At 65.6% G+C, this 18,389-nt stretch carries 17 protein-coding genes; all 17 read left to right on the top strand.

All coding sequences use genetic code 11. The features are described from left to right. Nucleotides 1–20 precede the first annotated feature (20 nt). The 17 genes from ACSYDV_RS01020 (at nucleotide 21) to ACSYDV_RS00940 (ending at nucleotide 18,389) form a co-directional block, all read left to right on the top strand. A complete protein-coding gene (locus tag ACSYDV_RS01020) occupies nucleotides 21–1,004 on the top strand; it encodes a cysteine synthase A (protein ID WP_438321882.1) in 984 nt (327 codons plus the stop codon). Beyond that, nucleotides 1,001–1,387, top strand: coding sequence for a hypothetical protein (locus tag ACSYDV_RS01015; RefSeq protein ID WP_438321881.1), 387 nt, complete (start codon nucleotides 1,001–1,003; stop codon nucleotides 1,385–1,387). The genes ACSYDV_RS01020 and ACSYDV_RS01015 overlap by 4 nt, the downstream gene beginning before the upstream one ends. Continuing rightward, on the top strand, nucleotides 1,387–2,550 hold the full coding sequence (locus ACSYDV_RS01010; protein WP_438321880.1) for a motility-associated ABC transporter substrate-binding family protein: 1,164 nt from the start codon (nucleotides 1,387–1,389) through the stop codon (nucleotides 2,548–2,550). The genes ACSYDV_RS01015 and ACSYDV_RS01010 overlap by 1 nt, the downstream gene beginning before the upstream one ends. A 276-nt stretch (nucleotides 2,551–2,826) precedes the next feature. Then, complete coding sequence (locus ACSYDV_RS01005) at nucleotides 2,827–3,327, top strand: division/cell wall cluster transcriptional repressor MraZ (RefSeq protein WP_438321879.1); 501 nt, start codon at nucleotides 2,827–2,829, stop codon at nucleotides 3,325–3,327. Next, entirely contained in the window at nucleotides 3,324–4,328 is a 1,005-nt protein-coding gene (gene rsmH, locus ACSYDV_RS01000) for a 16S rRNA (cytosine(1402)-N(4))-methyltransferase RsmH (protein ID WP_438321878.1), read from the top strand. The genes ACSYDV_RS01005 and rsmH overlap by 4 nt, the downstream gene beginning before the upstream one ends. Continuing rightward, a complete protein-coding gene (locus ACSYDV_RS00995) occupies nucleotides 4,322–4,915 on the top strand; it encodes a hypothetical protein (RefSeq protein ID WP_438321877.1) in 594 nt (197 codons plus the stop codon). The genes rsmH and ACSYDV_RS00995 overlap by 7 nt, the downstream gene beginning before the upstream one ends. Further along, nucleotides 4,912–6,606, top strand: a complete 1,695-nt coding sequence (locus tag ACSYDV_RS00990; protein WP_438321876.1) for a peptidoglycan D,D-transpeptidase FtsI family protein — start codon at nucleotides 4,912–4,914, stop codon at nucleotides 6,604–6,606. Before ACSYDV_RS00995 ends, ACSYDV_RS00990 begins: the two co-directional genes overlap by 4 nt. Continuing rightward, the gene (locus ACSYDV_RS00985; protein WP_438321875.1) at nucleotides 6,606–8,045 is read left to right on the top strand and encodes a UDP-N-acetylmuramoyl-L-alanyl-D-glutamate--2,6-diaminopimelate ligase; all 1,440 of its coding nucleotides are present in this window, start codon (nucleotides 6,606–6,608) and stop codon (nucleotides 8,043–8,045) included. The genes ACSYDV_RS00990 and ACSYDV_RS00985 overlap by 1 nt, the downstream gene beginning before the upstream one ends. After that, complete coding sequence (locus tag ACSYDV_RS00980) at nucleotides 8,042–9,418, top strand: UDP-N-acetylmuramoyl-tripeptide--D-alanyl-D-alanine ligase (protein ID WP_438321874.1); 1,377 nt, start codon at nucleotides 8,042–8,044, stop codon at nucleotides 9,416–9,418. The genes ACSYDV_RS00985 and ACSYDV_RS00980 overlap by 4 nt, the downstream gene beginning before the upstream one ends. After that, nucleotides 9,418–10,488, top strand: a complete 1,071-nt coding sequence (gene mraY, locus ACSYDV_RS00975; protein WP_438321873.1) for a phospho-N-acetylmuramoyl-pentapeptide-transferase — start codon at nucleotides 9,418–9,420, stop codon at nucleotides 10,486–10,488. Before ACSYDV_RS00980 ends, mraY begins: the two co-directional genes overlap by 1 nt. Then, a complete protein-coding gene (gene murD / locus ACSYDV_RS00970) occupies nucleotides 10,485–11,789 on the top strand; it encodes a UDP-N-acetylmuramoyl-L-alanine--D-glutamate ligase (protein ID WP_438321872.1) in 1,305 nt (434 codons plus the stop codon). Before mraY ends, murD begins: the two co-directional genes overlap by 4 nt. Continuing rightward, a complete protein-coding gene (locus ACSYDV_RS00965) occupies nucleotides 11,786–13,024 on the top strand; it encodes an FtsW/RodA/SpoVE family cell cycle protein (protein ID WP_438321871.1) in 1,239 nt (412 codons plus the stop codon). The genes murD and ACSYDV_RS00965 overlap by 4 nt, the downstream gene beginning before the upstream one ends. Continuing rightward, nucleotides 13,021–14,202 carry an undecaprenyldiphospho-muramoylpentapeptide beta-N-acetylglucosaminyltransferase gene (gene murG, locus ACSYDV_RS00960; protein WP_438321870.1) on the top strand — a complete coding sequence of 394 codons (1,182 nt, stop codon included), beginning with the start codon at nucleotides 13,021–13,023 and terminating at the stop codon, nucleotides 14,200–14,202. The genes ACSYDV_RS00965 and murG overlap by 4 nt, the downstream gene beginning before the upstream one ends. After that, on the top strand, nucleotides 14,202–15,632 hold the full coding sequence (gene murC, locus ACSYDV_RS00955; protein WP_438321869.1) for a UDP-N-acetylmuramate--L-alanine ligase: 1,431 nt from the start codon (nucleotides 14,202–14,204) through the stop codon (nucleotides 15,630–15,632). Before murG ends, murC begins: the two co-directional genes overlap by 1 nt. Continuing rightward, entirely contained in the window at nucleotides 15,629–16,528 is a 900-nt protein-coding gene (gene murB, locus ACSYDV_RS00950; RefSeq protein ID WP_438321868.1) for a UDP-N-acetylmuramate dehydrogenase, read from the top strand. Before murC ends, murB begins: the two co-directional genes overlap by 4 nt. Next, a complete protein-coding gene (locus ACSYDV_RS00945; RefSeq protein WP_438321867.1) occupies nucleotides 16,525–17,451 on the top strand; it encodes a D-alanine--D-alanine ligase in 927 nt (308 codons plus the stop codon). The genes murB and ACSYDV_RS00945 overlap by 4 nt, the downstream gene beginning before the upstream one ends. Continuing rightward, complete coding sequence (locus tag ACSYDV_RS00940; RefSeq protein WP_438321866.1) at nucleotides 17,448–18,389, top strand: cell division protein FtsQ/DivIB; 942 nt, start codon at nucleotides 17,448–17,450, stop codon at nucleotides 18,387–18,389. Before ACSYDV_RS00945 ends, ACSYDV_RS00940 begins: the two co-directional genes overlap by 4 nt.

Here is an 18,389-nt window from a genome sequence, read left to right as displayed (position 1 = left end):
TGCGGCCTTAGATCAGGGGCATGACGACTATTGCTGAAAACAGCCTCGAGCTGATTGGTAACACGCCGCTGGTGCTGCTGCGCGGCCCGAGCGAGGCCACGGGCTGCGAAATCTGGGGCAAGTGCGAATATGCCAACCCCGGCGGATCGGTGAAGGATCGCGCGGCACTCTATATCGTCCGCGATGCCGAGGCGAACGGCAGCCTGAAGCCCGGCGGCACGATCGTCGAGGGCACGGCTGGCAACACCGGAATCGGCCTCGCGCTTGTCGCCAACGCGCTGGGGTACAAGACGATCATCGTCATGCCCGATAATCAAAGTGCCGAGAAAATGGCGACGATCCGCGCGCTGGGCGCCGAACTGGTGCTCGTTCCGCCCGCGCCCTTCGCCAACCCCGGCCATTTCGTCCACACCTCGCGCCGCATAGCCGAGGAAACCGAAAATGCGATCTGGGCCAACCAGTTCGACAATATCGCCAACCGCAAGGCGCATGTGTACGGCACTGCCGAGGAAATCTGGGACCAGATGGGCGGCCGTATCGACGGTTTTACCTGTGCAGCCGGCACGGGCGGCACGATCGCGGGAACCGGGCTGGGGCTGAAGGCGAAGAACGCCGACATCACCATTGCGCTCACCGATCCGTACGGCGCGGGGCTTTATAATTATTATCAGTGCGGCGAGTTGAAGCCCGAAGGATCGAGCGTCGCCGAAGGCATCGGCCAGAATCGCATTACCGCCAATCTCGAAGGCGCGCCGATCGACACCCAGTTTCGCATTTCGGATGCCGAGGGGCTGGCGGTCGTCCGCAGCCTGCTCGACGAAGAAGGCCTGTGCCTTGGCCTGTCGTCGGGGATCAACGTCGCCGGGGCCATGGCGCTGGCGCGGCAATTGGGGCCGGGCAAGCGTATTGCAACGATCCTGTGCGACAGCGGGTTTCGCTATCTCTCGACGCTCTACAACCCCGAATGGCTGGCGAGCAAAGGCTTGGCGGAGACGGCGGCATGACGAACGGAAAGGCGGAGGTTCCGTCCGCTGCGGCGATGCAGCCTGCGCCGGCGCCCGTCAATGACACGATGCGGCGATTGCAGATCGGCATCGCCGGCGTGCTGACCGTGTTGCTGCTCGTTGGCATGGCGGGGCTGATCGGCGATCGCGCGCGCGAACGGGCGACGAGCGAAGCCGTGGCGACGGGAGAGGTCAAGATGCCCGGCGCCGAACAAAAGAGTAGCGGCACGCCGCTGGAGGAATTGGGCGTCCAGCCCGTATCCAAGGACGAAAATGCCGTCACATCGGTGAAGGTGCCGCAGGCTGCGCCGGCAACCACCTCGACCGTGCCTGACCTCGAGCCCGATCCCACCCTCGAACGCGCGCGCCAGTCGAAGCAGTGATGGCGGCTTGGCGGCCGCCGATGCTGCGCGCTGTCGTCGTCGCCGTGCTGGCTGCGTTGCTGGCGTGGACAGCGGGCGGGCAGGCGCTGCTCGGCCGGATCGATCCGGCGCTCGCGGTGCCGCTGCTGATGCTTCCCATGCTGTTGCTCGGCTGGTGGCAACGTGACGCTCCCGCAGCCGACCGGCGGCGGACGCTGCTGTTCGCGTTGTTCCTTCTTGTCGCGGGACAGTCGCTGCTCGCAATTACCCTCGCAGGCTCGTTCGCCGGGGTGCAACTGCTCCTCGTGCTTGCCGCTGCCGGGCTGGCGGGATGGATCGCCGATGCTCTCGCCCAACGCCGGGCGTGGGGCAGGGGATTGCGACTCGTTGTTGCCGCCTTGCTCGTCACCGGCTGGTTCGCCGCGGGTCATGCGTTGCTTGCCGCCCTCTATCGCCCGGCGCCCATTGCCGCAGATGCCCCCGCGGTCACCATGCTCACCAGCCTGCCGCTGCGCTGGGCTGGCGGCGGCGACATTGCCGCGATGATCGCCGATGGCCCGGGGGATGATGCCGCGCTCACCCGGCTTCAGTCCACGGGGCCGGTCGCGCTCGTCGACAGCCTCGTCGATCATGTGCCGCCGCGCGGCGGTGCCGTGTTGCTCGCCCATCCGCGCGCGCTCGCGCCGCGCGAACTGGTCGCGATCGACGCCTTTGTCCGGGGTGGCGGCCGTGCGGTTATATTGGCCGATGCCCTGTCGGGCTGGCCCGCGTCCTATCCGCTTGGCGACCCGCGCAATCCGCCGGTGACGAGCCTGCTGACTCCGCTGTTCGACCATTGGCGCATCGCCCTTGGCGCTGCGCCGGCTGGCGAAGTGCAGGCGGTGCCGGTCGACGTCGGGGAAGCGCGGCTTCGCCTGTTCAGCGCCGGGCGCTTCGACCGGCTGCCCGCGTCGTGCCGCGCCTTTGCCGGACGCCGCGTCGCGCATTGCCGGATCGGGCAGGGCGATGCGTGGCTGGTCGGTGATGCCGATCTGATCTTTGCGCCGCTGTGGCAACCGGCGGTGCCCGGCGCAGCGCATCTGGCCCCATCCGATACGATGGAGTGGCTTGCCATGCGCCTATGGGGCGACGCCGCGATCCGCGCGCCGTTGCGCCCGCTCTGGATTCGCACCCCTACCGAATAGGCGCCGCGCCGAGCGGCTCTTTTTCAGCATCTCCAACACCCGTCCGACGCGCGATTTTTCGTCGCCGATCCCTTTTGGCTGGCTTTCGCTCTCATTTTGCGGTGAATTGGGTGTTCTTACCCCAATTCACCCTAATTTACCCCTTTCCACCCCGATCTATAGTTGATAGTCAGGAATCGGAGAGGGGCAATCTCCACCTGAGTCATTCGGCCCGGAATCCGCGATTCCGGGGACAGGGAAGTTTTGCCCGGTGGCGCGAATACGGGGGGCAGTTCGATGGCGGTTGTGACCCCGGGTCAATATGCGGGCACCAACTTCGCCGCGATCGATGGCAAGGGGCGCATCGCCGTCCCCTCACAGTTCCGCAATAATGTGCCCCTGACTGCGGATGGCCAGCGCGTGCTTTGGGTCGGTTTTCACGAAAAGCTGCCCTGTCTGGTCGCCTATGGCCAGGACCAATATGACCGGCTGAACAGCGAGATTGAACGCGACCGCGACACCGCGCTCGCCCGCAACCTCGACTTTGACGAGGATGCGGCGTTCAAGAAGCGCTTCAGCTATACCGAGCCCTATACGCTCGATGATAGCGGACGCTTCCTTCCCAGCTTCATCCACCGCGACCGCGTCGGCGATGCCGGCGCGACTGCTTTTGTGGGGTCCGGCCGTCGTCTCGAAATCTGGTGGTTGCCGACCTTGGCCGAATGCGCCGAGGCCGATCCCGTTCTTCAGCGCCTCGCGGCGTCGTGGGATGCGACAAAAGGGAAGGGGCGCAAATGACCGAGTTCTCCCCCGACCTTCCGAGAGATCCCCGGCACGATCCGGTCCTTCGCGATGAAATCGTCGCCGCGCTCGCCATCGCCCCGGGCGAGCTGCACGTCGATGCGACCTTTGGTGCCGGCGGCTATACGCGCGCGATGCTCGCGGCGGGCGCCGATGTCATCGCCTGTGACCGCGATCCCGATGCGATTGCCGAAGGGCAGGCGCTGGTCGATGCCAGCGACGGTCGGCTGCGACTTGTCCACGGCCGCTTTGGCGAGATCGACCGGCTGCTCGCCGAACAGGGTGTGGGGCAGGTCGACGGCATTGTTTTCGACATTGGCGTGTCGTCGATGCAACTCGATCGCAGCGAGCGCGGCTTTTCCTTTCAGAAGGACGGGCCGCTCGACATGCGTATGGCGCAGGACGGCGAAAGCGCGGCCGAATGGCTCAATCGAGCCGATGAGGCCGAGATCGCCGACATTCTCTTTCACTATGGCGACGAGCGCCAGTCGCGGCGGGTTGCACGTGCCATCGTCGCCGCGCGTCCGCTCAGCCGCACGGGCGAACTCGCGGTGGTGATCCGCAAGGCGCTGCGCCACCCGCCCGGTGCGCCGAAAGACCCCTCGACGAAAAGCTTTCAGGCGATCCGCATCCACATCAACGGCGAACTCGACGAATTGAACGCGGGTCTCGCCGCCGCCGAGCGCCTGCTCCGTCCCGGCGGCCGCCTTGCGGTCGTCAGCTTTCACAGTACCGAGGATCGCATCGTGAAGAATTTCTTGCGCGAACGGAGCGGTGGCGATGCCGCCGGTTCGCGTCACCGGCCCGCGCCGATCCCTCTGGCGCGGGCCGCAACTTTCGAAACCCCGGCCCGCAAGGTGCGGCCGGGCAAGGCCGAAGAGGAGCGCAACCCGCGCGCCCGCTCGGCGACGCTGCGCAGCGCGGTTCGCACTGCAGCCCCTGCCTGGCCCGGCAGTTCGATCCAAGGAAATTCAGGGAAGGAGGCGATGTCATGTTGATGGCTGCTCGTAAACTCCAGGGAATCGGCCTGGTCCTGCTCGTGCTTGTCTTTGCGATGATCCTTTACCCCGTGTCGCTGAAGGTCGCGGCGACGCGCAGCGAATTGTCGCGCATCGAAAAGCAGATCGACCGGACGCGCGACAATATCCGCTACCTCGAATCCGAACTCGCGGTGCGCGCCTCGATGCGTCAGCTTGAACAGTGGAACGCCGATACCTTTGGTTATTCGGCGCCTTCGGCGGGACAATATCTGTCGAATGAGCGCCAGCTTGCGTCGTTCGACCGCCTGCCGCGTGCGCGCGGTGCGAACGATGTCGCGCCGGTGCTGATGGCGATGGTGTCGCCGGTCGGAACGCCCGCGACGGAAAAGGCCAGCCCGGTCGCCAAGCCGGCCGCCGCAAAACCGATCCAGATCGCGCAGGCCGAGGCCGCCGATATTCGCAGCGATACCGCGCCGCGCATGGCGCCGACGCGCCGCCGCGAACAATTGAAGATGATCGAGGATCAACTGCTGGCTGAATCGACGCTCGCCGACCTCAAGCGCGCGGCGGCGGCCGAAGCGGCGGGAGGCAAGTCCGGCCGATGAACACGCTGGTCGTCCGTCCAGCCAGGGTTCGTACCGCTGGGGTGCGGCAGCAGATATTGCTGACCGCGCAACAGCGGCTGATGATCCTGATGTTGCTGTTCATGGCGGCCTTTTTCCTGGTGTCGGTGCGGCTCGTCTATTTCGTCGTCTTCGACGCCGGATCGGGTCGCGGCAATGGTTCGGCTGCCTTCATTCCCGCGCGGGCCGATATCGTCGACCGCAACGGCGTTCCGCTGGCGCGCACCATCGACGGCTATTCGATCCGCGTCGTGCCCGAAAAACTGCTGAACAACCGGCAATATCTGGCCGACGAACTCCACAAGATTTTCCCCGACATGGCGCGCGAGGATCTGTTGGCCAAGGTCAGCGGGTCGCGCCCGACCTATATCCGCCGCCGCGCGCTGCCCGATCAGGTCGCGGCGGTCAATGCGATCGGCGACGTCGGCTTTGACTTTCCGCGCGAAAAGGAACGGCTTTATCCGCAGCTGACGCTCGCGGCGCATGTGCTGGGTTTTCTCAACGCCGATGGCCATGGCGTCACCGGGGTCGAAGGCGCGTTCGATCAGCGGCTGATCGACAAGGCGACCCGCGGCGAGCCGCTGGCGCTGTCGATCGATACGCGCGTGCAAGGCGTCCTCGAAAGCGAACTTTCCAACGCGGTCACCAATTTGGAGGCGATCGGCGGGGCGGGGATCATCCTCGACGTCCATACCGGCGAAGTCGTCGCGATGACCTCGCTGCCGACCTTCAATCCCAACAAGCTGACGGGCAGCAACCCGGTGACGCGGCGCAATGCGGTTACCTATAATCTTTATGAACTGGGCTCGACCTTCAAGCCGTTGACGGTCGCTGCCGCGATCGACGCCGGGACGGTCACCAGCATGGCGCGCCGATATGACGCGACCCAGCCGCTCCCGATTGCGGGTTTCCGTATCCGCGATTCGCACAATATGGGGCGCTGGCTCAACGTCCCCGAAACGCTGATCCACAGCTCGAACATCGCGACCGCGCGCATCGCCGACGAACTCGGCCGCGAAAAGATGGAAGAGATGTTCCGCAATCTCGAATTCGACGGACGGCCCGACATCGAGCTGAAGGAACGCGCCTTCCCGCTGTGGCCCAAAAACTGGGGCCGGCTGACCACGATGACGACCAGCTATGGTCATGGCATCGCCGTGACCCCGCTGCACCTCGCCAGCGCTTATGCCGCGCTGGTCAATGGCGGCATTTATCGTCCCGCGACGGTGCTCAAACTCGGCGATAAGGCGCCGCCGCAGGGCCGCCGCGTGTTCAAGGCGGCGACCAGCGCGCGGATGCGGCAGCTGCTTCGCCTGATCGTTTCCGACGGCACCGGTAAAAAGGCCGACGCCCCCGGCTTTCGTGTCGGCGGCAAGACGGGCAGCGCCGAAAAGCCGGGTGCCGGCGGCTATCGCCGGACCTCGCTTGTCTCGACCTTTGCGGCGGCTTTCCCGATGGATAATCCGCGCTACGTCATCCTCGCGATGATCGACGAGCCCAAGGGCAATGCCTTCAGCTCGGGTCAGCGCACTGCGGGCTGGACGGTCGCGCCGGTGGTTCAGAAAGTCGTGATGCGCGCCGGACCGATGCTGGGCGTCTTTCCCGATGAAAGCCGTGACGTTGATGTGTCCGAACTGACACCGTTGCTCTGGAAAAACGGGGAAAGCGAGTAATGCGCCTCGCCGCCCTGCTCGGCGATCAGGGTCTGGCTGGGGCGGACCCGGTGGTGACCGGGCTCGCCATCGATCATCGCAAGGTCGCGCCGGGAACGATCTTTGGCGCCTTTGTCGGCGAAAAATTCAATGGTGAGGATTTCATCGCTGCTGCGGTTGCGGCGGGCGCGATCGCGATCGTCGCGCGGCCCGAAGCGCGGGTGGAGGGCGCGGTCCATATCGCCGACGCCAATCCGCGCCGCGCCTTTGCCCATATCGCGGCGCGCTTCTTTCACCGCTTTCCCGCGACCTGCGTTGCGGTCACGGGGACCAACGGCAAGACTTCGACCGTCGAAATGACGCGTCAGCTTTGGCGTATGGCGGGGTTTCAGGCGGCGTCGATCGGTACGCTCGGCATCACGACCTCGAACGAAAGTGCCTCGACCGGGCTGACGACGCCGGACATCGTGACCTTCCTCGGCAATATGTCGGGGCTCGCCGCCGAGGGCGTCACCCATGCGGCGTTCGAAGCGTCGAGCCACGGTCTCGACCAGTATCGCACCGAGGGGCTGGTGGTGAAGGCGGCTGCTTTCACCAATCTCAGCCACGATCATCTGGACTATCATGGGACAATGGAGGCCTATCTCGCCGCAAAGATGCGGCTGTTTACCGAGGTAGTCGACGCAGATGGTGTAGCGGTGCTCTGGAACGACGATATCTGGTCGCCCGCCGTCGAAGAAACGGTGACGAAGCGCGGCTTGCGCCTGATGACGGTCGGCGCGACGGGCAGCGATTTGCGCCTGGTGTCGCGCACTCCGACCCAGCTTGGGCAGTCGCTGGTCATCGCCGCGGGCGATCTGACGCAGAAAGTCGAATTGCCGCTGATTGGCGCCTATCAGGTCGCGAATGCGCTGGTTTCCGCCGGGCTCGTCATCGCGACCGGGGGCGATGTCGCGCAGACGCTTGGCAATCTCGCGCGGCTCCAGCCGGTGCGCGGACGGCTCGAACGCGCGGCGATCACCCGCGCCGGTGCGCCGGTCTACGTCGATTATGCCCATACGCCGGACGCCATCGAGGCCGCGCTCGATGCGCTGCGCCCGCACGCGACCGGCCGCCTGATCCTTGTGTTTGGTGCGGGCGGCGACCGCGATCAGGCGAAGCGGCCCGAAATGGGCAAGGTGGCGGCGACGAAGGCCGAGGTTCTGATCATCACCGACGACAATCCGCGCGGCGAAGATCCTGCGCTCATCCGTGCCGCGATCGCTGGGGGAGCGCCTGATGCACAAGTGATCGGCGACCGCCGCGTCGCGATCGCGGCAGCGATTGCCGAAGCGCGCGCCGACGACATCATCTGCATCGCGGGCAAGGGGCATGAACAGGGTCAGATTGTCGGCGCGGGCGCCGATGTGCGGGTCATTCCCTTTGACGATGTCGCCGTAGCGCGCGAGTGTGCGGCATGAGCCCGCTGTGGACCGCCCGCGCCATCGCTGCCGCCACCGGCGGCACGGCGAGTGCCGACTTTACCGTGCAAGGCGTCGCGTTTGACTCGCGTGAAGTCGCGAAGGGCGATCTGTTCGTCGCGATGCGCGGCGAAGCGACCGACGGGCACAAGTTTATCGACAAGGCGATTGCTGCCGGGGCTGCGGGCATCGTCTGCGAGGTCGAAATCGATCATCCGCACATTCTTGTTGCCGACAGCGCCCGCGCGCTCGACGCGCTCGGCACGGCATCGCGCGCGCGGAGCCATGGCCGGATCATCGGCGTGACCGGATCGGCAGGCAAGACAGGGACGAAGGAAGCGCTGTTTGCCGCGCTCGACCGCTTCCGTCCGGGCCGGGCGCACCGCTCGGTCAAAAGCTACAACAATCATGTCGGCGTTCCGCTCAGCCTCGCGCGCATGCCCTCGACCGCCGATTATGGCGTGTTCGAAATGGGGATGAACCACGCGGGCGAACTCGCCGAGTTGACCCGCATGGTCCGTCCGCACGTCGCGATCGTCACCACCATCGCCCCCGCGCATATGGAATATTTCGGCAGCGAAGAGGCGATTGCCGACGCGAAGGGCGAAATTTTCGAAGGGCTGGAGCCCGGCGGCACCGCAATCCTCCCCTTCGACAGCCCGCATTATGCGCGGCTGCGCGCCAAGGCGGAAAAACACGCGGCCCATATCGTCAGCTTCGGCCTTGGCGAAGGCGCCGATGTGCGCGCGATCGACTGGCTGTCCGACGGGCAGGGCGGTTCGCTGGTCACCGCGCAGGTGCAGGAAGCCTTGCTCTGCTTCACCATTTCGCAGGCCGGCGCGCATTGGGTTTCAAATGCGCTTGCGGTGCTGGCGGCGGTCAAGGCGGTGGGCGGCGACTTGCCCGCTGCGGGGCTGGCCTTCGCCGAGATGGGCGGGCTGGCCGGACGCGGCGCGCGGCACCGGATCGCGGCGCCCGGCGGCGAGATCTTGCTGATCGACGAAAGCTATAACGCCAACCCCGCTTCGATGGCGGTCACCATCGAACAGCTCGGCCGCGAATCCGCAAGCCGCCGCGTAGCGATTCTGGGGGCGATGAAAGAGCTGGGTCCGGATGGAGAGGCCTATCATGCCGCGCTCGCGGCTCCGCTCGTCGCGGCGGGAGTGCAATTCGCCCTGCTCGTCGGCGAAGAGATGGCGCCGCTCGCCAAAGCGCTTGAGGGGCGTATCGATTTCGCGCATGTGGCCGACCATCCGGCTGCCAAGGCGCGGCTGGGCGACTTGATCCGGGCTGGCGACGCCGTGCTGATCAAGGGGTCGAACAGCGTCGGCCTGTCGCATCTTGTGACGGCGCTGACCAACGGGGAATATTGATGCTTTACTGGCTGGCGGAATGGCTTGGCTTTCCGGGAGTTCTCAATCTCATCCGCTATCTGAGCTTCCGCTCGGGCGCCGCCGTGGCGACCGCGCTGATCCTGGGATTGTGGATCGGGCCGCGCTTCATCCTGATGCTGCGCATGCGGCAGGGCAAGGGTCAGCCGATCCGCGAAGACGGTCCGCAAAGCCACCTCGCCAAGCGCGGTACGCCAACGATGGGCGGGCTGATGATCCTGATCTCGCTGATGGTATCGGCGCTGCTCTGGATGGACCTGTCCAACCGCTTCGTCTGGGCTTGCCTGTTCGTCACCGGCGGTTTCGCCGCCGTCGGTTTCATGGACGATCTCGACAAGGTGACCAAGGCCAGCCACCGCGGGATTCCGGGCCGCGTCCGGCTTCTCATCGAATTCATCATCGCCGGGGTTGCGGTGCTGCTGATCGTCTCCCGCACCGGGACCGACCTTTATCTGCCCTTTTTCAGCGATACGGTGATCCAGCTCGGGCCGCTCTATTATGTCTTTGCGATGGTGCTGATCGTCGGTTTCGGCAATGCGGTGAACCTCACCGACGGCCTCGACGGGCTCGCGACTTTCCCGGTGATTATTGCCAGCATGGCGATGCTGATCATCGTCTACCTCTCGGGCAATGTGAAATTTGCCGAGTATCTGGGCATCCCGCACGTTGCGGGCGCGGGTGAACTGGCGATCTTTGCCGCCGCGATCATCGGCGCCTGCCTTGCCTTCCTTTGGTTCAATGCGCCCCCCGCCGCTGTCTTCATGGGCGATACGGGCAGCCTCGCGCTGGGCGGCGCGCTCGCGACGATCGCGGTCACGGCGCAGCATGAACTGGTGCTCGTCATCATCGGCGGATTGTTCGTGGTCGAAGCCTTGTCGGTGATCATCCAGGTCTTCTGGTACAAGCGCACCGGCAAGCGCGTGTTCCGCATGGCGCCGATCCACCATCATTTCGAACAACTGGGCTGGGCCGAATCCACCGTCGTCATCCGTTTCTGGATCGTCTCGATCGTCCTCGCGCTCGCGGGACTCGCGACGCTCAAGCTCCGTTGATCACCTCGCGCGCCTTTGCCGGTCGCCGCTATGCGGTGCTGGGGCTGGCGCGCTCGGGGCTGGCGACGGTCGAGGCGCTGATCGCCAGCGGCGCGGGGGTCACGGCATGGGACGACCGTGAAGCGGCGCGCGACGACGCCATGGCGCTCGGCGCCGATATCGGCAATCCGCTGGTCGTTGACCTCATCGGCTTTTCGGGGGTCGTTGTGTCGCCCGGCGTCCCGCTGAACCGCCACCCGATCGCGGCCCATGCCCGCGAAGCGCATGTCCCGGTGATCGGCGACGTCGAACTCTTTGCCGAAGCCCGCGCCGAATTGCCGCCGCACCGCGTCGTCGGCATTACCGGCACGAACGGCAAGTCGACCGTAACGGCGCTGATCCATCATATGCTGGAAAGCGCGGGGGTGCCGTCGCTGATGGGCGGCAATATCGGCCTGCCGATCCTCAGCCGCGACCCGCTTCCCGACGGCGGGGTCTATGTTCTCGAACTCTCGAGTTACCAGATCGACCTGTCGCACGATCTCGCCTGCGACATCGCGGTTCTGACCAATATCACCCCCGACCATCTCGACCGCTATGATGATTTCGCGGGCTATGCGGCGTCAAAGGCGCGGTTGTTCAGCCTGCAACATCGCGATCAGGTCGCGATTGTCGCAGTCGACGACGATCCGTCGAAGATGATCGCCAGCCGCATCAACCACCGTCTCCACCGCGTCTCGGCGAAGGACATCGATCCCGCCGATCAGATGCGCTGGCCGGCGCTGCAGGGACCGCATAATGCGCAGAACGCCGTCTGCGCGATTGCCGTGTGCCGCGTCCTAGGCCTGAACGACGAACAGATTGAATATGGCCTCGCGACCTATAACGCGCTGCCGCATCGTATGGAATTGGTCGGCGAAGCCCTGGGCGCCCGCTGGTATAATGACAGCAAGGCGACCAACGCGGCTTCCGCTGCACCGGCGCTGGCGGCATTTCCGCCGGCGCCGGACCAGCGTCTCCACTGGATCGCGGGCGGACAGGCCAAGGGTGACGGGTTGGAGGCGTGCCGCCCCTGGTTCCCGCATATCAAGCGCGCCTATCTGATCGGCGAGGCGATGGACGGTTTCGCCGCCGAAATCGGCGATGCGATCCCGGTCGACCGGGCGGGCGACATGGCGAGCGCGGTGGCGTATGCCGCCGCCATGGTGCAGCCGGGCGATATCGTCCTCCTGTCGCCGGCCTGTGCGTCGTTCGACCAGTATAAGGATTATGAGCAGCGCGGCGATGTGTTCCGCGAGCTGGTCCGGGCGCTCGGGGAATGAGCGGCAATATGGACAATCTCGACGCGACGCCGGAAAAGCCGGTGATCGCGGCGCAGCGCTCGACCAAGCGCCGCGGCCCGCGCCTCAGCCGCGCCGACCGAACGCCGCTGGGCCTGTGGTTCTGGGAAATCGACCGGGTATTGTTGCTGCTCGTGTCGATCCTCGTCGCGGTCGGACTGGTCGCCGTGGCAGCAGCGTCTCCGGTCGCCGCGCAGAAATTGTCGACGTCGACCGCTTCGCTCGATCCGCTCTATTATTTCTATCGCCAGCTGATGTGGGTCATGCTCGGCGTGCCCGTGATGCTGGTGGTCTCGATGTTGCCGAAGCCGCAGGCGCGGCGCTTCGCCATATATGGCACGCTGTTCTTTCTTTTCCTGCTGTTCCTCGTGCCGCTGTTTGGCGCGACGGTGAATGGGGCACAGCGCTGGCTCGGCAGCGGCGTCCTCCGGCTTCAGCCTTCGGAATTTCTCAAGCCCTTCTTCGCCGTGTCGCTGGCGTGGATATTGTCGCTGCGGCTGCATGACCAGAGCTTGCCGGTCGTGCCGCTCAGCCTCGCCTTTACCGGTGTCATCGCAGCGTTGCTGATGGGACAGCCCGATCTGGGGCAGACGATCATCTTCGCCGCAACCTGGTTCGTGCTCGTGCTGGTCGCGGGCCTGTCGATGCGCATCCTTGCGGGGCTCGTCGGCGCGGGCTTCGCGGGCCTCGTCCTCGCCTATTTCTTCTATCCGGTGGCGCAGCAGCGCATCAATATCTGGCTGTTCGCGCAGGGCGACAGTTTTCAGGTCGACAAGGCGCACGCCACGCTGACCGCTGGTGGGCTCGTCGGCACCGGCCCCGGCGCGGGCCTAGCCAAATTCCAGCTGCCCGAAGCGCACACCGATTATATCTTCTCGGTCATCGGCGAAGAATTCGGGATGATCGCCTGTCTGGCCATCGTCGCCATCTATCTGGCGATCATCGTGCGCGTTCTGGTTCGCCTGCTCGATGAAGAGGACAGCTTCCTGATTCTCGCGGTCGCAGGGCTGATCGCCCAGTTCGGCGGTCAGGCGACGATCAACATGGCGGTGAACACCCAGCTCTTCCCGTCGAAGGGCATGACCTTGCCCTTCATCAGCTATGGCGGATCATCCTTCATCGCTTTGTCGATCGGTATGGGTTTGCTCTTGTCGTTGACCCGGCGGAACCCCTATGCGGCACGGGTGTCGATGACCCGAAACTGGAACAAGAAATGACCGCGACCCGCCACTTCCTGCTCGCCGCCGGCGGGACCGGGGGGCATATGCTGCCCGCCTATGCCCTCGCGGGCGAATTGATCGCGCGCGGCCACCGCGTCGCGCTGGTCAGCGACGACCGCGGGCTGCGTATTCCCGGCGCCCCCGCAGAGCTCGAAACCCACGTCCTTCCCGCCGGGCGCGTGTCGGGCGGACCGATCGGCTGGATCAAGGCCGCGCTCGCGATCCGCAAGGGGCGCCGACAAGCAATCGACCTGATCCGCGAGTTCGACCCCGCCGTCGCGGTCGGTTTTGGCGGCTATCCCTCGCTCCCGAGCCTGCTTGCCGCGCGCGCGACCAAGCTGCCGAGCGTCGTCCACGAACAAAATGCCGTATTGGGGCGGACCAATCGGCTGCTCGCTTCGCGCGTCAACGCCATTGCGGTCGCCTATCACAACATCCAGCGCCTGCCCGCCGGGAGCGAGGACAAGCGTCATCTGACCGGCAACCCGGTGCGCGAAGAGATAATTGCGATCCGCGATGACGGTTTCCCGCCGCTGCCCGAAGATGGCATCTTCCGCCTGCTCGTCGTCGGCGGCAGTCTGGGCGCAACGGTGCTGAGCGAAGTCGTCCCCGCCGCCATCGCCATGCTGCCGCGCGCCTTGCTCGATCGCCTGCAGGTTGTTCAGCAGTGCCGCGAGGATGATATCGAAACGGTGCGCGCCAAATATGCCGAACTCGGCGTCGCTGCGGAATGCGCGCCCTATATCAAGGATTTTCCCGAGCGGCTGCGCTGGGCGCATCTGGTGATCGCGCGCGCGGGCGCATCGACCGTCGCCGAACTCGCCTGCGCCGGACGGCCCGCGATCTTCGTGCCCTATCCGCACGCGATGGATGACCATCAGACCTATAATGTCGTCGATATGGTCGAGGCGGGCGGGGCGGTTGCCTTTGCGCAGCCCGACTTCACCGCCGGTGCCGTGGCCAAGCATATCCAGCGCATGGCGCTCGAACCCGGTGCGCTGGAGGATGCGGCCGACCGCGCGGCGAGCTGCGGCTTGCCCGACGCGACCCGCGACCTCGCCGACCTTGTTGAATCGCTCGCCGCACCGCCGATGATGGACGTGATCCGCGTCGGCGCCAGCGGTCAGCGCGCCAGAACCAGCGGCGTCGCCGCTGCACGCAAGGAAGCTCAATAATGCGCGGCGTCGCAACCGATATCGGCACCATTCATTTCATCGGCATCGGCGGCATTGGCATGTCGGGGATCGCCGAGGTGATGCACAATCTCGGCTATCAGGTGCAGGGGAGCGACATTGCCGACGGCTATGTGATCGAGGGGCTTCGGGGGCGCGGGATCAAGGTCGCGATCGGGCATGAGGCGTCGAATGTCGATGGTGTCGCCGTCGTCGTCACCTCGACCGCGGTCAAGCGCGGCAATCCCGAGGTCGAGGCCGCGCTCGCACAGCGCATTCCGCTCGTCCGCCGCGCCGAAATGCTTGCCGAGCTGATGCGCCTCAAATCGACCGTCGCCATCGCGGGCACGCACGGCAAGACGACGACCACCAGTCTCGTTGCGGCCTTGCTCGACGCGGGCGGGATCGACCCGACCGTGATCAACGGCGGCATCATCAACAATTATGGCTCGAACGCGCGCCTCGGCGCCAGCGACTGGATGGTGGTCGAGGCCGATGAGAGCGACGGCAGCTTCCTCCGCCTCGACGGGACGATCGCGGTCGTCACCAACATCGATCCCGAGCATCTCGACCATTATGGCAGCTTCGACGCGATCAAGGATGCCTTCGTCGAGTTTATCGAGAATGTGCCTTTCTATGGCGCTGCGATGCTCTGCCTCGACCATCCCGAGGTGCAGGCGATCATCCCGCGCATCCGCGACCGGCGGATCGTCACCTATGGCTTTTCCGCCCAAGCAGATGTGCGCGGCACCAATGTGACGCCCGGCCCCGACGGCAACCGCTTCGACGTCGTGGTGCGTGACCGCGACGGCAACAGCCGGACGATCGAGGCCATTCACCTGCCGATGTCGGGTCGCCACAATGTCCAGAACGCGCTGGCCGCGATTGCGGTCGCGCTCCACATGGGCGTCAGCGACGACAAGATCGCATCGGGCTTCAACGGCTTTGCCGGGGTCAAGCGCCGCTTCACCAAGGTTGGCGAGATTGCGGCGGGTGAGGGCGTTGTTACCGTCATCGATGATTACGCCCACCACCCCGTCGAAATCCGCGCCGTGCTGTCGGCCGCACGCGAAGGCGTCGGGACGGGGCGCGTCGTCGGTGTCGTCCAGCCGCACAGATTTACGCGGCTTCGCGATCATATGGACGATTTCCAACAGGCGTTTAACGACGCCGATATCGTGCTGGCGTTGCCGGTCTATGCCGCGGGCGAAGGCCCGATCGAGGGCGTGTCGTCGGACACGCTGGTTGAGGGCCTGCGCGACCGTGGCCATCGTCAGGCGAATGTCGTTGCCGATGCGGCTGCACTGGCGGCCAGCATCGCCGCGGCGATCAAGTCCGGTGAACTCGGCGCGGGCGACAAGATCATTTGCCTTGGCGCCGGCGACATTACCAAGATGGCGGCGGGTTTGGCCGCAGCGGTCGAGGCGGCGTGAGCGAAGCCGGCACCCTTCCTGTTGTGCGCGGCAAGCTGACTGCAAAAGCCCCGCTGGCTCCGCTCGTCTGGTTCAAGTCGGGCGGTCCCGCCGACTGGCTGTTTGAACCGAGGGACGCCGACGACCTTGCCGATTTCCTCCGCGACCTCGACCCTGCCATTCCCGTCATGGCGCTCGGCCTCGGTTCGAACCTGATCGTCCGCGACGGGGGCTTCCCCGGCGTTGTCGTCCGGCTCGGCAAGGCTTTCGCCAAGGTCGAGGCGCTCGACGGCGTTACGCTGCGCTGCGGCGGCGGCGCGTCCGGCATCCTCGTCTCTTCGACCGCGCGCGATGCGGGTATCGCGGGGATGGAGTTCCTGCGCTCGATCCCCGGCACCGTCGGCGGCTTCGTCCGCATGAACGGCGGCGCCTATGGCAGCGAGGTCAAGGATATCCTGATCGATTGCGACATTGTGCTGCGCTCGGGCGAACGCCACACGCTGCTGCTTGGCGAACTCGGGTACACCTATCGCCACAGCGAGCTGCCCGAAGGCGCGGTCGTGATCGGCGCGACCTTCCGCGGCCGTCCGGGCGAACCGGCGGTCATCCAGGCTGAAATGGATCGCATCTCGGCGAGCCGCGAAGCGTCACAGCCGCTGCGTTCGAAAACCGGCGGTTCGACCTTCAAGAACCCCGACGGCCATAAGGCATGGCAGCTCGTTGACGAGGCCGGCTGTCGCGGCTTCGCGGTCGGTGGCGCACAAGTAAGCGAGAAGCACACCAATTTCCTGATCAATACCGGCGATGCGACGAGCGCCGATATCGAAGCACTCGGCGATGAAGTCCGCCGCCGGGTGAAGGCGAAGAGCGGCATCGAATTGCAATGGGAGATACAGCGCGTGGGAGTGGCAAAGTGAGCCGGGGTCCTTGGCATGTTGCCGTCCTGATGGGCGGCTGGTCCGCCGAACGCGAAGTGTCGCTGATGAGCGGTAACGGCGTCGCCGACGCGCTGGAATCGCGTGGGCACAAGGTCACGCGGATCGACATGGGCCGCGACGTCGCGCTGCGGCTGGCCGAGGCGAAACCCGATGTCGTGTTCAACGCGCTCCACGGCGTTCCCGGTGAAGATGGCACGGTACAGGGTATGCTCGACCTGATGGGCCTCAAATATACCCACAGCGGGCTCGTCACCTCGGTGATCGCGATCGACAAGGAATTGACGAAGCAGGCGCTGGTGCCGCATGGTATTCCGATGCCGACGGGGACGATGGTCGACAGCGAAAGCCTCTTTACAGTCGACCCTTTGCCGCGCCCCTATGTGCTGAAGCCCGTCAACGAAGGCTCGTCGGTCGGGGTCGCCATCGTCAAGGACGACAGCAATTACGGCAACCCGATCGCGCGCGAAGCCGTCGGCCCGTGGCAGGAGTTCGACCGCCTGCTCGCCGAACCCTTCATCAAGGGCCGCGAGCTCACCGTCGCGGTACTCGCCGATCAGGCGCTTGCCGTCACCGAACTGCGGGTCAAGTCGGGTTTCTACGACTATGACGCCAAATATACCGACGGTCTGACCGAACATGTCTGCCCCGCCGACGTGCCCGATGAGGTGGCGCAGCGGATGAAGGATCTGGCGCTCCAGTCGCACCGCCTGCTCGGCTGCAAGGGTGCCTCGCGCTCGGATTTTCGCTGGGACGACGAGCATGGCCTCGCGGGTATCTTCCTGCTTGAGGTGAATACGCAGCCGGGAATGACGCCACTCAGCCTCGTTCCCGAACAGGGCCGTGCCGTGGGCATGGACTATGCCGAACTGGTTGAACGCATCGTGGGGGAAGCGTTGTCATGAGCAGTACAAGAATCAAGCGCGCGACCGCGCCGCCACGGCGCCCGGCGCGCGCGCCGAAAAAGCGGCGGCGGGTCAAGGTCTCGCGCCTCGACGCGATCATGAATGCGCTTCCGATCAGCCCGCAGCGGCTGCAGAAGGTCGCCAACTGGACGATCGGGCTCAGCCTGTTCGCGGTCGCGGGCCTGATCGCGCATGCGACCGGCGTGACCGCGAAGGTCAATGAGGAATGGGCACAGGTCGTCGGCCGCGCAGGGTTTCAGGTCAAGAAGGTCGAGGTCGTCGGCGCCGACCGCATCGACCGGCTGAAAGTCTATGACATCGCGCTGGCGCAGAAGGACCGCTCGATGGCGGCGGTCGATATCGAGGATCTACGCCGCGATCTGATGCGCTATGGCTGGATCAAGGATGCCCGCGTGTCGCGGCGCCTGCCCGATACGCTCGTCGTCGATATCGTCGAGCGGACCCCGGCTGCGATCTGGCAGCATAACAACCGTTTGTCGCTGATCGACGAGCAGGGGGTCGTGCTGGAACCCGTCACCGTCGCGACGATGCCCGACCTGCCGCTGGTGATCGGCCCCAAGGCGAACCAGCGCTCGCAGGATCTCGACCGCCTGCTGGCCGAGGCGAGCAGCCTCAAGGAATTGCTCGCGGGCGCGACCTGGGTCGGCGATCGCCGCTGGGACCTGCGTTTCCGTAGCGGAGAGACGCTGTCGCTTCCCGAGGGCGAAGCCGACGCCAAGCTCGCGCTCGCCAAATTTGCGCATATGGACGGCGCCAACCGCCTGCTCGGCCGCGGCATATTGCGTTTCGACATGCGCGATCCCAATCGCTTCGTGCTGCGCCTGCCGCACGAGGGACAGGTCGCACCCGCGAAGCTCGATGAGGCGCGCGCGGCGGTCGATGCCGTTGCTGTCGCCAGCGCGGCGGAGAAGGGCTAG

This window comes from Sphingopyxis selenitireducens, assembly GCF_051550705.1.
Classification (GTDB): domain Bacteria; phylum Pseudomonadota; class Alphaproteobacteria; order Sphingomonadales; family Sphingomonadaceae; genus Sphingopyxis.
The sequence above is the reverse complement of the archived record's forward strand: the minus strand, read 5'-3'. Positions and strand labels throughout refer to the sequence as shown.

What these genes read in the sequence shown, in the direction of transcription:
- ACSYDV_RS01020 (WP_438321882.1), top strand. Translation starts at nt 21, where the DNA reads ATGACGACTATTGCTGAAAACAGCCTCGAGCTGATTGGTAACACGCCG.
- ACSYDV_RS01015 (WP_438321881.1), top strand. Translation starts at nt 1,001, where the DNA reads ATGACGAACGGAAAGGCGGAGGTTCCGTCCGCTGCGGCGATGCAGCCT.
- ACSYDV_RS01010 (WP_438321880.1), top strand. Translation starts at nt 1,387, where the DNA reads ATGGCGGCTTGGCGGCCGCCGATGCTGCGCGCTGTCGTCGTCGCCGTG.
- ACSYDV_RS01005 (WP_438321879.1), top strand. Translation starts at nt 2,827, where the DNA reads ATGGCGGTTGTGACCCCGGGTCAATATGCGGGCACCAACTTCGCCGCG.
- rsmH (WP_438321878.1), top strand. Translation starts at nt 3,324, where the DNA reads ATGACCGAGTTCTCCCCCGACCTTCCGAGAGATCCCCGGCACGATCCG.
- ACSYDV_RS00995 (WP_438321877.1), top strand. Translation starts at nt 4,322, where the DNA reads ATGTTGATGGCTGCTCGTAAACTCCAGGGAATCGGCCTGGTCCTGCTC.
- ACSYDV_RS00990 (WP_438321876.1), top strand. Translation starts at nt 4,912, where the DNA reads ATGAACACGCTGGTCGTCCGTCCAGCCAGGGTTCGTACCGCTGGGGTG.
- ACSYDV_RS00985 (WP_438321875.1), top strand. Translation starts at nt 6,606, where the DNA reads ATGCGCCTCGCCGCCCTGCTCGGCGATCAGGGTCTGGCTGGGGCGGAC.
- ACSYDV_RS00980 (WP_438321874.1), top strand. Translation starts at nt 8,042, where the DNA reads ATGAGCCCGCTGTGGACCGCCCGCGCCATCGCTGCCGCCACCGGCGGC.
- mraY (WP_438321873.1), top strand. Translation starts at nt 9,418, where the DNA reads ATGCTTTACTGGCTGGCGGAATGGCTTGGCTTTCCGGGAGTTCTCAAT.
- ACSYDV_RS00965 (WP_438321871.1), top strand. Translation starts at nt 11,786, where the DNA reads ATGAGCGGCAATATGGACAATCTCGACGCGACGCCGGAAAAGCCGGTG.
- murG (WP_438321870.1), top strand. Translation starts at nt 13,021, where the DNA reads ATGACCGCGACCCGCCACTTCCTGCTCGCCGCCGGCGGGACCGGGGGG.
- murC (WP_438321869.1), top strand. Translation starts at nt 14,202, where the DNA reads ATGCGCGGCGTCGCAACCGATATCGGCACCATTCATTTCATCGGCATC.
- ACSYDV_RS00940 (WP_438321866.1), top strand. Translation starts at nt 17,448, where the DNA reads ATGAGCAGTACAAGAATCAAGCGCGCGACCGCGCCGCCACGGCGCCCG.